Here is a 13,281-nt window from a genome sequence, read left to right on the forward strand (position 1 = left end):
TACCTGCATAACTCCTACCAGTGGTGGTAGGCGTGGACCAGGCCCAGTCGGGTACGAGTGCGTCGAACCTGACCTTCAACGGTGAAGGCATGTTCTCGTCAATTGTTTGCGTAACGCGCTAACTTGTTTGCGTTGCGTAGCGATCAACTCGTTTTATGCCCCGTGAGGCCATCCCATGGACATACGCAACAAAGCCAACCGCATTCGGCTGTTTAACTTCTCGACTCCTCAGATGCGCGCTTTCCACTTTTCATGGTTCGCGTTTCATATCTGTTTCTTCGGCTGGTTCGGCATCGCCCCTCTTATGGCGATTGTTCGAGAAGACCTTTCACTGACTCAAACACAAATCGGCAATACGATTATCGCTTCGGTAGCGATCACGGTCATTGTGCGCCTTGCAATTGGCGTACTGTGTGACCGCATCGGCCCGCGTAAAACCTATACCGGGCTACTGATATTAGGCGCTATTCCGGTGATGGGCATTGGCTTGGCCGATAGTTTTGAAACCTTTTTATTGGCGCGCTTAGCCATTGGGGCCATTGGCGCCTCCTTCGTGATTACCCAGTACCACACCTCGATGATGTTCGCCCCCAATGTGGTCGGTACCGCCAACGCTACTAGCGCAGGTTGGGGAAACCTGGGTGGTGGCACCACGCAGATACTGATGCCACTAATCTTCTCGGGTATGCTGATGCTGGGCGTTAACGAAGCCTTTGGCTGGCGTTTAGCGATGATGGTGCCTGGTGTAGTGATGTTCTTTACCGGCATTGGCTACTGGTTCTTTACCCAGGATGCCCCCAACGGCAACTTCAGCGACCTGCGCGCACGGGGTGAACTGCCTGAAGCTTCTGGCGAAAATGGTGCCGCGCAAAGCTTTCTAGCCGCCGCCAAGGATATTCGTGTTTGGGCGCTGTTCGTTGTCTATGGCCTCTGCTTTGGCGTGGAACTGACGATCAACAATATTGCCGCCATCTACTTCTTTGATAAGTTTGAGCTTACCCTGGCCACCGCGGGTCTGATTGCCGGTCTGTTTGGTTTAATGAATATTTTTGCGCGTACTTTAGGCGGCGTCTTCTCGGATCTTTTCGCTAAGCAAGGGGGCTTGAAAGGACGCGTTCGCTGGCTGTTTATTGCCTTGGTTTGCGAAGGTATTGCGTTGGTAGCGTTTTCGCAGATGCACGTATTAAGCCTAGCGATAGGTATCATGCTGGTGTTCAGCCTGTTTGTGCAGATGGCGGAAGGCGCTACTTTTGGCGTGGTTCCGTTTATCAACAAAAAGGCACTGGGTGCCGTAGCAGGCATAGTCGGCGCTGGCGGTAACGTGGGCGCGGTAGGCGCTGCCTTTCTGTTCCGCAGCGAAAGCCTGACCTATCAGCAAGGTCTGTTCTATTTAGGCCTCACTGTACTGATCCTGGCTTCATGTGTGTTGGTGGTACGCTTTAGCGATGCTACCGAAGCAGAAGAGGCCAAAGCGTATAGCGACGCAGTAGGTGATGATGTAGGCGCGGGCGCTCTGTCGTTACGCTAAGCGCTTTCCAGTACACTCATACTTCCATAACGTTCCTGTTCACTCCCATACGCTTCAGCATGGTATGGGAGAATAACGGTATGGGAGTGTTCACATTTAGGCGGCGAGTCACCAAGGAAATTTCTATGTCTTCAGCGCAGCAACTGCTCTTAACCGCCATCCGTTGCGATATCGACAACCTTACCCACCTTGCCACCACCGCCGATATTGTCGGCGACATCAGCCGCTTTATTCATATGCTCCAGCGTGAACGGGGCGCATCGACGATTTACCTTGTTTCCCAGGGGCAGCGCTTCAAAACCCGCCGCGACACCTACCGGCAACACAGTCAGCAGGCCGAAACACTAATGCGCCAACGGCTGGAAGCGCTCAGTGAGGAGGCCCGCCCCCAGGCCGCCGCGCGCTTACTGCGCCGGATTGCCGCCGTCTGGTACGCGCTTGACGAACTTGGCGCGCTTCGCCAGGCCATTGATACCTTTGCTATCACCCCCGATGCAGCGACCCAGGCGTTTAACCAGTTGACCAGTGGCCTACTAGCCATTGTGTTTGAGGCCGCAGATACCTCTATCGATCCCGATATTACCCGCACGCTAGTAGCGATTTTCCACTTAATGCAAGGCAAAGAGCTGGCGGGCCAGGAGCGCGCCTGCGGCGCCTTTGGCTTTACCCATGGCCACTTCGACGAGCCTCACCGTGCCCTGCTCAACCAGCTAATGTCGGATCAACAGCGCTGTTTCGACACCTTTGTAGAGTTTGCGACACCCGAAGCGCAGCAGGCATGGCAGAAGGAGCTTTCACCGCGCACGCTGTCGGGTATTTGCCATCTACGCGATATCGCCTGCCAACGCTCGTCGGCAAAACAATCACCACCCAAAGAGACACCCGATAAGCTGGGTGAAACCTGGTATGAACTCACCACGCTGCGCATCGACTCAATGAAAACGGTTGAAGATGCGCTGATTGAACAACTGAGTGTGCTTTGCCACCGCAAAATCGCCCAGGCCGAGGAGGCTTTAGAAAAAACCAAGGCGGATCCCTGTCGCCCAACATCCGCCCCCTGCGAGCAGCTGTTGGCGCTGAATGGAGCGCAACCATTAGGTGACCTGACCGCCAACGCTCTCACCTCCCCCCTGGGCCGCTCGCTGATCGAGCTCACCCAAGCCCAGGCCAGCCGCTTACAAGGGCTCAGCGATGAGCTTGAAAATACCCGCAAAGCGCTACGAGAACGCAAACTGATTGAACGCGCCAAAGGTCTCATCATGGCCCACCAGGAGATGAACGAAGAGGAGGCCTACCGCTTTCTGCGGAAAACCTCAATGGATCAAAGCAAAAGCATGGCAGATATGGCTCAAGCGATACTGGATCTCTCAGCGATGCTAAAACGCAACGATGCTAAAACGTAAAGTAGATGGGCTCCTCGTTAGCAGTCAGTTAGCAGCACAATACCAAGCTGCTTAAGCCTATATTTGCAGGATGCTGTCACCTTAGCCATGCTAAAAGCTCACTTGACTGACCAAGCAAGGAGCGCACCCCATGCAACACCGCGTGCTATTAATTACCGGCGCATCTAGCGGCATCGGTGCGGCCACCGCTCGCGCAGCTGCACGTGAAGGCTATAAGTTAGTACTCGCTGCACGTTCTAGCGACAAGCTCACCGCACTGGCGCTAGAGCTGGGGCCGGAAAACGTACTGACCTGTGAGCTGGACGTGATTAACATGGAACAGCAGCAGGCCATGGTTGAGCAGGCGCTGGAAACCTTTGGCCGCCTGGATGGCGTCTTTGCCAACGCTGGCCGTGGCGGTTCACCCGGCGGCTTTAGTGAAGCCGACCACGACGCATGGCGTGAGATGATTCTCACCAATATCTATGGAGTGGGCCTCACTATTCAAGCCTGTTTGCCCGCCCTTAAACGCAGCAAAGGCCATGTATTGCTCACCGGCTCAGCCGCAGGCCGCACGACTATTCCAGGCTCGATGTATAGCGCGACCAAGTGGGCGGTCACCGGAATTGGCTACAACTTACGTGAAGAGTTACGTGGCACCGGCATGCGTGTGACGCTAATTGAACCTGGAATGGTCGACACCCCCTTTTTTGATGAGCCGCCAACTCATGCCTTAGAAGATCGCGATATCGCCAATGCGGTAATTTACGCACTAGCGCAACCTGCCCATGTAGATGTGAATGAAATTCTTATTCGCCCCACTCCACCTTTAAGTGAGGAGTGAGGAGCCAACGAACCTGTATATCCGCCACCTGGATAGTCGACACCTTGCAATTCATCTGCAATGGCCGCATAACGTGTAATTACCAAGCGCGCTAAGTAATTTTTCACCCGACGCGCCCACGAATTAATTTGCAGGTGATCCATGAGCCAACTCGCTTCCACGGCACTTTCCGTTCTTGATCTGGCACCTATTCGCCAGGGCGGCAGTGCCGCAGAGACCTTTCGCGATAGTGTTGCCCTGGCGCAATTAACCGAGCGACTAGGCTATACCCGTTACTGGCTTGCCGAGCACCACAATATTGCCGGTATCGCCAGTGCCGCAACCGCCGTGTTGATTGGTCATATAGCCGGGCAAACGTCCACCATCCGCGTGGGTAGCGGCGGCATTATGCTGCCTAACCATCCACCGCTGGTGATTGCCGAGCAGTTCGGCACACTGGAAACGCTCTACCCTGGCCGTATTGATCTGGGATTAGGCCGTGCGCCTGGCTCGGATGGTGCCACCATGCAGGCTATGCGCCGCAACGCCCACGCCGGGGTCGATGATTTTCCACAACTGCTGAATGAGCTGCGCAGCTACTTAGCCGATGCAGAGCCCCAGCAGCGAGTGAAAGCGGTGCCTGGCCAAGGTACCCATGTGCCTATTTGGTTGCTGGGTTCCAGCGGTTACAGCGCGCAGCTGGCAGCCAAACTGGGCTTACCCTTCGCGTTTGCGGCTCAGTTCGCGCCGGGCTATTTATTTGAAGCGCTGCGTTTGTACCGTGATAACTTCCGCCCTTCGGAGCACCTGGATAAGCCCCATGCGATGGTCGGCCTTCCCGTGATGGCCGCAGAGAGTGACGCGATGGCTCACTACTTGGCCACGACAGCGCAGCAGAAGTTTTTAAACCTTATTCGCGGCAAGCCGACTCAGTCACAACCGCCGGTTGAGCAGTTGGATTGGTCGCCGATGGAACAGGCCCAAGTCAGCCAATTTTTAGGCGCGGCGATTATTGGTGGGCCCGAGACAGTTAAAGCCGAGCTTGAGGAATTCCAAACACGCACTGGTGCCGATGAACTAATGATTAATAGCGATTTTTACAACCACGCCGACCGTCTACGCAGCTACGAGATTGTGGCTGAGGTCGCCCGATAAGCGCTTAGCTGCACAGGATAGTTATGACCACACTCGCTTTCTCTCCAATAACGGATGACGATTTTGCTGCTTTCTGGCCCACCTTCCAAGCCATTGTTGCAGCGCAAGAGACCTATGCGTTTGATCCCGATATCAGTTTTGAAGCTGCCCGTCAGTTATGGTGTAAAACGCCTAACGCCAGTGTGGTTGCCAAAGATGAAACGGACAAGTGCTGGGCGCTTACTACTTAAAAACCAACGCGGCTGGCCCCGGCGATCATATATGTAACTGTGGTTATATGGTGCCCCCCGCCGCACGGGGCAAAGGCGTAGCGCGAGCCATGTGTGAGCACTCCCAGCAACAGGCCCGGGAACTAGGGTTTCTGGCCATGCAGTACAACGCCGTGGTGGCCACCAATGAGGTGGCTGTCGCGTTATGGCAGAAGCTTGGGTTTAGTATTGTGGGTACCGTTCCTAACGCCTACCGCCATGCGCGCTTCGGTTTTGTCGATACGCATGTGATGCATAAGACGCTTTAACAATCATCCATTTACCAAAGGGTTCTTTACCAGACGACTATTTACTAAGCAACTCTTTATCAAACAATTATTTTCCAAACAACTCTCAAACAAGTTTAAAAAAACATTTAATTATACGGCTTTATTATGATTTAGCATTTAACAATATAGAAAACTAGCACCAACTTAATCAAATTATTATTTTAACGGAAAATTGATACCTTTTAAAACTCCTCATGCACCAATTCAGGTGCGGGGAGTATTAGGAGAAGTATCAATGCAAAACATATCAGTTAAGAGAGTGATTGCTGGCGCACTGATTGTGCTTTTAGCCATGCTTATCATTTTGGGTAGCATGGGTGTCATGGCAGAACGCGAAGGTGCACAGCTGCTGGCAGAAATTAATGAAATCAGTGCTCAACAAGCGAGTGCTGCTAACCGTGCAGAAACCAATCTAATGGAAGTGCGGGTCAGGCTAGAGCGCATGTCACAGCACTACCGCAATGGCAACGAAAGTTACGCTGAGCGGGCGCTGGGAGAAGCGCTGGTGAGCCTGGAGAAATCTGACCAGCGTATTGCAGAACTCACTCGCCTTGAACTCCCGATTGATTCCGAGCGTCGCCCACTAATCGATGCAATTGTCGATAGTTACCACCTTATTGTCACTGACACCTTAAGAAGTGATTTAGCCAACGAGCGCTATGAGACACTGGACGAATACCGTGATCCCATTAATCAGAAGTTCTCTGGCTTTAGCACTGCGATCAGTAATTTCAATGATTATGCATTGAGCAGAGGCAACCAAGTTCACTCGGAAGCGCAGCGCGACAGCGTCATTTTTGGTATCACCGTAGGCGTTCTCATTTTAACCGCGATTGTACTCTATATTGTGGTACAAATAATGATTAATCGGCTCGTCATCAGTCCCCTACAGCGGGCAGTCAGCATTTGCGAAAACATTGCAAAGGGGGATTTGACCAGCCATATCGATGCCCTAGGGCGTAACGAGATTGGCCGCCTTTATAGTGCCATGGAGGATATGCAGGAGCGCCTGGAAGAGATAATCGGTACGCTCAATCAAAGTAGCGAAGCCGTCGCCTCCAGCTCTACGCAAATTGCCAGCGGCAGCCAGGATCTCGCTTCGCGTACAGAGCAACAAGCCGCAGCTTTGCAGCAAACCGCCGCGAGTATGGATGAAATTTCATCGATTGTGCGGCAAAACGCAGATACTGCCGGTCAAGCACAGCAATTGACCCAGGACGCCGCGCAACAGGCGAATAGTGGTAAGCAGGCATCTGAACGCACCAGCCTACTGATGCGGGAATTAGAAGAGACCTCGCACAAAGTCCATGACATTATTCAGGTGATTGACTCGATCGCCTTTCAAACCAATATCCTGGCGTTGAATGCATCGGTAGAAGCTGCCCGGGCTGGCGAGCACGGTAGAGGCTTTGCGGTGGTGGCCAGCGAAGTACGCTCCTTAGCCACCAAGACCTCCACCTCATCGAAAGAAATACGCACCATGATTGAAGATATCTCACAGCGTATTGTTGTCGGTGCGGAACAAGCAGCGAAAAATGGCCATGATATGGCGGAGATCAACGAAGCTATTCGTAAAGTGACGGAAATGATGCAAGAGCTTGCTCTCGCCGCAAAGGAGCAGGAGTCGGGCATTAGCCAAGTCAGCACAGCGGTATCCCAGATGGACTCGGCGACCCAGGAAAATGTATCGCTGGTTGAAGAGACCAGCACCGCGTCAGCCTCACTCCAGGATGAAGCTACTCGTTTGGCCGAGTTAGTCACGACCTTCAAACTTAAGCGCGTAACGCACGGTGGCTCGGAATCCCCCACCGCCTCTTCATCACCGCAGGCATTTGCAGCGTCTAACGCTTACTCAACTAGAAAACTGCCCAATGCCACACCTGATTGGGAAGAGTTTTAATTCATGTTTTTGGGCCAGCTTGACTGGCCCTTTTTCCATTGGTCTTCCGCTTCAGGTCATAAAAATTAGCGGCTCGTTAAATGCGAATATCGACATAATACAACTTGCGGATGGCGCCCTGTATGCCGCTAAAAGCAAAGGCAAGCATCAGCAAGCGATTCACAAACCTTAGTCGCTCACGTCAAAACAGTGCTGCAACTGCTGCTCAGCGACGTCGCTGCCCATCGCCGTTAACTTAGCGATATTGCGCTCAGGAATCGCGTCGGTATCGCCGTAAAACTCGATCGCCTTTTCAACACTCTCTTCACGTAGCAGATGCACCATGGCATAGGGAGAGCGATTGGTATAGTTGGCAGCGTCATCGGGCTCAGCCCCGTCGAAGCAGTAATCGGGATGAAAAGTAGCGAGCTGATAGACCCCTTCATATCCCTGATCGACCAAGATACTTTCGGCCAGCTCAACAAAATCCAGGTAGTGATCAAAGCTTTTAAAAAGCGTAGGAAATACCAGCAACGTCGTTTCAGTTTCAGGGTGTTCGTCCAGCCACGCTACCTCGACCATCAGCTCTTCAAGCGCCACTTCAATTTTTTTAGAGCGCACAACCTCAACGCGGATGGCTTCACGCGCTAGCTCCCGCTGAGCGAACGGGCAAATATCGTGGGCGACAATGAAGGTGCGCACCCAGTTCAGCGTTTGCGCGGCTACTTGGTCATCTGCGTGTTGGTTATCTGTGTGCATAGCACCCTCATGATCATGGTTAGGTCGGCGATGGCCGACGCTTTATGCGCAGCAGTTTACCAACTGTTCATGACCAACTACACGTGCTCTTGGTAGCGCTTCAGGGCGACTTCATAGGATTTATGGATATGGTCGTCCATTAATTCACGCGCTGCTTTAGCATCCCGCTGTAGCGCCAGCTCCACCAGCTGATGATGCTGCTCGTCCAGCTCTTGACGTATCGTCGGCATTTTTGGCCCCAAACGTCGGTAGCGATCGAACTGGTCGTGTAACTGCTCAATAAAACGCAATAACCAGACTGACCCACACGGCGCCACCAGGGTGCGGTGAAACTGTGTATGCAGATGCTCCCACTCTTCGCCTTTATCCAGGGTTATATCGGCCCGTTTCAGGCGATGTGCGGCGGCAAGCAAATCGGCCTCCCAAAGCGAGTCACCGTTAGCAATAGCTCGCTCTAGCGCCATCCCCTCCATTTCCAGGCGCATTTGGGCAATATCGTCCAGTTCATCCCGCGACAGCTTCGGCACCCGAAAGCCGCGCTGGTTTTCCTGCACCAGCAACCCATAAGCCGCCAATCTATTGAGTGCTTCTCGCAGTGGGCTCAAACCGACTTGATAGCGCTCTTTGAGGGCATTGATAGCGAGCTTTTCACCGGCCACAAAACGCCCACCCACCAAATCCTTGCGTAAATGATCAAACACGCGACTTGATGCGGTACCTGCTGGCCCCACTGGCCCTACTGACTTGGCTGACGTAGGTAGAGAATTATTCATCACGATGTCCTTTGTTCATCTCAGTTCCCGCTGTCCATTCTGTTTTGACTGTTGACGTTGGGTCGGGCACTACCTATATTCTATTTTAGACGAGATAATCGATTTTTTAACCTACAAACGATAAATAAGGTCTAGGTATGCTTCTGATCTCCTCTTTGGCTTCGCGGGATATGCATCAATGACACCACCCGCCACCTCCTGGCAACTTTTCTGGGCCTTTTTCCGCATCGGCATCTTTGGTTTCGGTGGCGGCCCCGCCATGATTCCATTAGTGCGCGCCGAAGTCGTCACCCGCCACCACTGGTTAACCGATGAAGAGTTTGCCGATGTACTGGCGATTGGCAATACCTTACCCGGCCCCATTGCCACCAAGATGCCCGGCTATATTGGCTATCGTGTAGGGGGAGTCGTCGGCTGTATTGCGGCCGTCATTGCTATTATCGTCCCAATGATTGTGGCGATGATTGTCATGTTAGGCATTTTCAGCCGCTACCGCGATGTGGCTTGGATTCGCGGCATGGGCCAAGCCGTGGTGCCGGTGGTCATGGTGATGATGGCGCAGCTCACCTGGGACTTTTTTGATAAATCCCAGGCCGCTCTTGGCTGGCTGGTCAGCATTGCCATGGCCATCATTGCCGCCGGGCTGATCTACTGGCTTGGCATTCACCCAGGCTGGGTGATTGGCGCCATTCTACTTGCCGCCCTCCTGCGCCCTGCCGGTAAGAAAAAAGCGGAGGGAGCGGCATGATTTATTGGGATCTCTTCCTAGCCTTTTTTATCCCAAACATTATCGGTTATGGCGGCGGCCCGGCCATTATTCCACTGATCGAAGCCGAAGTGGTTGGCCGTTATGGCTGGATGACCGCACAAACCTTCGCGGAAACATTAGCCCTCGGCAACGCATTACCTAGCCCTATCGCGACCAAAATGGCCGGCTATGTGGGCTATGAAGTAGCGGGTATTGGCGGTGCCTTCATTGCCGTAGCTGCCACAGTGATCCCTACGCTGCTACTCATGTTAGGCGCGTTAGGGTTGCTCTACCGTCATCGTGATTCCCCCCGGGTTAAGCGCATGAGCCAATGGGTGCGCCCTGTCATCGCCATGATGATGGCCTGGCTGACCTTGGGGTTTCTGCTCGAAAGCCTTAATACCAGCGGGACGATTCATACCCTGATCATTGGCATAGTCGCCGCTATAGCACTGATTCGTTTTAACACGCACCCCGCCTTTGTGGTTATGGGCGCCCTGGTTTATGGAGGTTTCTTTCTAGGCTAACGCTTATTGGCAGATGTATTTATTAGATAACAAAAACCCGATAACGGGATCACGCGCTCACCACGTCGCTGCAGTCAGGGCGGCATCCCACAACACCAACCTCAATCTATAAAGGTGTATAAGAATGACGCGTTCAACATTTACTCTAAGCACTACCCTCGCAGCCATCGGACTTGCGTCTAGTTTGGCAATTGCCACCACCGCACAAGCTGACTATCCCGAGCAGGATATTCGCTTAATTATCCCTTATGGGCCTGGGGGAGCAACGGATATCCTCTTCCGGTTGATTTCTCAGGAAGCTGAAAAGAACCTTGGAGAATCCATCGTTCCGGTCAATATGGCAGGAGCAGGCGCTACCCTGGGGTCTCGCAATGTAAAAGACGCAGAACCCGATGGCTATACACTGCTTGGCAGCCACGACACCATTGCACTTTCAAAGCTAGCGGGCACCGTCGACTACTCGTTTGATGCCTTCGAACCTATCGCGCTACTTACCCAAACCATCAATATCCCAACCGCCCATGCGAATCACCCTGTCCAGAGCGCTGATGAAATCGCTGACTATGTTAGCGAAAACCCAGGCCAAGTGCGCTTCAGTATGATTCCTAGCTCCACTGACCACTTCTTCTGGGCACAGTTCTTCCAGGAGGCTGGCATTGATATGGCCGACGTGCGTCTAGTCGGCTATCCAGATACGGGTGAACAGGTATCGGCTTTGATGGCGGAAGAAGTTGATTTCGCAATGTTCAACCTGCCCTCTGGCGGTGCATTTTTTGAAGATGGCACCTTCCGCGCGCTCGGCATCGCCCATCCAGAGCGCCTTGATAGCATGCCAGATGTAGCCACCCTGCGAGAGCAAGGCATCGAGATGGATCACTCCACCAGCAGAGGTATTTTTGCTCCCAAAGGCACTCCGCAAGAAATCCTCAATACCATCGCTGACGCTTACGAACAGGCCTTGGAAAATGAAGAAGTACAGAGCCGCATTGAAAATGAATTTGGCTCTGTTGTTCGCTTTCTGGCCGGTGATGATTATCAAACGTTTCTGGATGAAAACGAAGCAGCACTATCCGCCGCTGCTGAGAACATCGATTTCCAGAACTGAGGGCGCACCCTCTAGCCCTCGTGAGTACGGGGGCTAGAACTACCGGAGGCATCGCTAATGCTTACGCTAACGAAAGACCGCGCCTTGGCGCTGGCTCTGCTATTAATTGTGGCTGTCATGTGGATGGAGTCAGGAAGCATTGCTCCACCGACCAGTTGGCAACCGTATGGGTCAGCTCTTTTCCCACGTATTTTGTTGGTAGTGATTGGTTCGTTCTCACTGCTGATCCTAGTGCGCTCCTTATTAGTAAAAGTACCTGAGCGGGCGGGCGCAAAGCAGCTTGTTGCTGGGTGGTTTAAAAGCCGGCGCACCATACTCGCTCTGTTTCTACTGTTTGGGCTTTATGCAGCACTTCTCCCAGCAGTTGGGTATATCGCAACCACTATGGGCTTCTTAGTCGCCTCGCTTGCTTTACTTATGGGTATAGATACGCGGCGAAAATGGATCATTAATCTCACGTTGAGTTTCACTCTGACGCTCGTGATATTTGTGGTTTTCCGCTATGGCTTAAATGTCTGGCTGCCCTAATCTGCGGAGTAAATAATGACCAATTTTTTTCTCCAAGCTCTCGCTGAGGTCGGTACTCCCTCGGTGCTGGGCCTAATTGTAATCGGTGTTTTGTTTGGCATTATTGGCGGTAGCATCCCTGGCTTTACCGTCACCATGGCCATCCTGGTGGTCTTCCCTTTTACCTTTGCTATGGATCCGGTCAGCGGCGTCTCACTGATGGTTGGTGTATTTGTGGGGGGATACTCGGGCGGCATTGTGTCTGGCGTCATGTTGGGGATACCCGGCACACCCTCGTCTATTACTACTGTTTATGACGGCTACCCGATGGCACAGAAAGGCGAACCGGGCCGCGCCCTAGGCATTGGCGTCGCTTCATCGTTTCTAGGCACCATTATCAGCGTGGCGGTGCTGGTGTTCTTCGGGCCGCTAATTGCAAGCTTCAGCATGAACTTCCGTCCTTGGGAAATCACTGCATTAATCGTTTTCGCTCTGACACTTGTGGCAGGCCTTTCCAGTGGCGCTCTGCTCAAAGGCCTGATGGCCGCCGCTTTGGGGCTTTTGATTACCACCGTTGGCTATGACCGCAACAGCAATCTTCGCTTTGACTTCGGCCTGCCGGCGATGGGATCTGGGTTCGAAATTCTCCCCGTGATGATCGGTATATTTGCTTTTTCGCAGCTACTTGGAAATATAGAGAAGCTCAAAGATGAGAAAAGCGAAGCCAAAAACATCGATACCAATGTAACGATTCCCTACGGCCAAATACTCAAAGATATGGCGGGACAAAAGCTTAACACGCTGCGCTCTTCACTCATTGGTAGCTTGGTGGGAGCGCTACCTGGCACGGGTGGCACCGTGGCTAATTTCTTAAGCTACGACCAAGCCAAGAAATTCTCAAAACATCCAGAGAAGTTTGGCACTGGCACACCCAGCGGCATCGTGGCGTCTGAAGCCTCCAATAGCGCGGTGGCAGGCGGCGCGTTTGTACCTACGCTCGCGTTGGGAATACCGGGCGATTTGCCCATGGCGATCATGATGGGGGTTCTGATCCTGCACGGCATTACGCCGGGGCCAATGATGTTTGAACAGAACCCGGTGCTGGTGGGTGCTATTTATGCCAGCTTACTGATCGGTGCGGTGGTCATGGTGCTTTGCAATCTGCTGCTAGTACGCTGGTTCGCCAAAATATCGTTGATCCCCCAACAGATCCTCGTTCCTGTCGTATTAATGCTGTGTGCCATTGGTGCTTATGCACTGAACAACAACCTGTTTGATATTTGGGTGCTGTTTATCTTTGGCATCATCGGCTACCTGCTGTGGAAAGCTGAAGTACCGCTAACGCCTCTGATACTCGGCGTAGTACTTGGCGATAACCTTGAGCGCCAGCTCTTCCGCGCCCTTGAGCTTAATGAAAGCTGGCTGACTTTTTTGACTCGACCACTCTCTGCGCTTTTTCTGGCACTCGCTGTCGCTTCGATACTGTTTTCGCTCTATCAAGATCGCAAGATTCAGCGCTTAAAAGGTGCCGCACAGCAAGAGAATGTTTAATACCTC

Annotated in this window: 12 protein-coding genes and 1 pseudogene; 11 read left to right on the top strand and 2 right to left on the bottom strand. The window is 52.8% G+C overall.

Features of this window, described 5'->3' with window-relative positions; all coding sequences use genetic code 11:
* Positions 1–175 precede the first annotated feature (175 nt).
* From AC4EYZ_RS05865 to AC4EYZ_RS05890, 6 genes and pseudogenes are all read left to right on the top strand, one after another.
* Entirely contained in the window at positions 176–1,528 is a 1,353-nt protein-coding gene (locus AC4EYZ_RS05865; RefSeq protein WP_490204166.1) for a NarK family nitrate/nitrite MFS transporter, read from the top strand.
* A gap of 125 nt (positions 1,529–1,653) precedes the next feature.
* Complete coding sequence (locus AC4EYZ_RS05870; protein ID WP_474192810.1) at positions 1,654–2,931, top strand: nitrate- and nitrite sensing domain-containing protein; 1,278 nt, start codon at positions 1,654–1,656, stop codon at positions 2,929–2,931.
* Positions 2,932–3,061: 130 nt separating this feature from the next.
* Positions 3,062–3,754, top strand: coding sequence for an SDR family oxidoreductase (locus AC4EYZ_RS05875; RefSeq protein ID WP_474192809.1), 693 nt, complete (start codon positions 3,062–3,064; stop codon positions 3,752–3,754).
* 141 nt (positions 3,755–3,895) lie between these two features.
* On the top strand, positions 3,896–4,888 hold the full coding sequence (locus AC4EYZ_RS05880; RefSeq protein ID WP_027959907.1) for an LLM class flavin-dependent oxidoreductase: 993 nt from the start codon (positions 3,896–3,898) through the stop codon (positions 4,886–4,888).
* Between the two features lie 23 nt (positions 4,889–4,911).
* Positions 4,912–5,405, top strand: a pseudogene (locus tag AC4EYZ_RS05885) (GNAT family N-acetyltransferase).
* Positions 5,406–5,661: 256 nt separating this feature from the next.
* On the top strand, positions 5,662–7,326 hold the full coding sequence (locus AC4EYZ_RS05890; RefSeq protein WP_474192492.1) for a methyl-accepting chemotaxis protein: 1,665 nt from the start codon (positions 5,662–5,664) through the stop codon (positions 7,324–7,326).
* A gap of 168 nt (positions 7,327–7,494) precedes the next feature.
* Here the strand turns inward: AC4EYZ_RS05890 and AC4EYZ_RS05895 are convergent, their stop codons facing one another.
* Positions 7,495–8,064 (bottom strand): DUF1415 domain-containing protein, encoded by a 570-nt coding sequence (locus tag AC4EYZ_RS05895; protein WP_027959910.1) that lies wholly within the window; start codon positions 8,062–8,064, stop codon positions 7,495–7,497.
* 77 nt (positions 8,065–8,141) lie between these two features.
* Complete coding sequence (locus AC4EYZ_RS05900) at positions 8,142–8,837, bottom strand: GntR family transcriptional regulator (protein WP_022520673.1); 696 nt, start codon at positions 8,835–8,837, stop codon at positions 8,142–8,144.
* Positions 8,838–9,015: 178 nt separating this feature from the next.
* Between AC4EYZ_RS05900 and AC4EYZ_RS05905 the strand changes: the two genes are divergently transcribed.
* The 5 genes from AC4EYZ_RS05905 (at position 9,016) to AC4EYZ_RS05925 (ending at position 13,275) form a co-directional block, all read left to right on the top strand.
* The gene (locus tag AC4EYZ_RS05905; protein WP_009287174.1) at positions 9,016–9,585 is read left to right on the top strand and encodes a chromate transporter; all 570 of its coding nucleotides are present in this window, start codon (positions 9,016–9,018) and stop codon (positions 9,583–9,585) included.
* A complete protein-coding gene (locus AC4EYZ_RS05910; RefSeq protein ID WP_009287173.1) occupies positions 9,582–10,112 on the top strand; it encodes a chromate transporter in 531 nt (176 codons plus the stop codon). Before AC4EYZ_RS05905 ends, AC4EYZ_RS05910 begins: the two co-directional genes overlap by 4 nt.
* 124 nt (positions 10,113–10,236) lie before the next feature.
* Positions 10,237–11,217, top strand: coding sequence for a Bug family tripartite tricarboxylate transporter substrate binding protein (locus AC4EYZ_RS05915; protein WP_009287172.1), 981 nt, complete (start codon positions 10,237–10,239; stop codon positions 11,215–11,217).
* Positions 11,218–11,301: 84 nt separating this feature from the next.
* A complete protein-coding gene (locus AC4EYZ_RS05920; RefSeq protein ID WP_236557252.1) occupies positions 11,302–11,745 on the top strand; it encodes a tripartite tricarboxylate transporter TctB family protein in 444 nt (147 codons plus the stop codon).
* Between the two features lie 15 nt (positions 11,746–11,760).
* On the top strand, positions 11,761–13,275 hold the full coding sequence (locus AC4EYZ_RS05925) for a tripartite tricarboxylate transporter permease (RefSeq protein ID WP_009287171.1): 1,515 nt from the start codon (positions 11,761–11,763) through the stop codon (positions 13,273–13,275).
* Positions 13,276–13,281: the final 6 nt, after the last annotated feature.

It is taken from the genome of Vreelandella sp. 162(4c), from assembly GCF_058152265.1.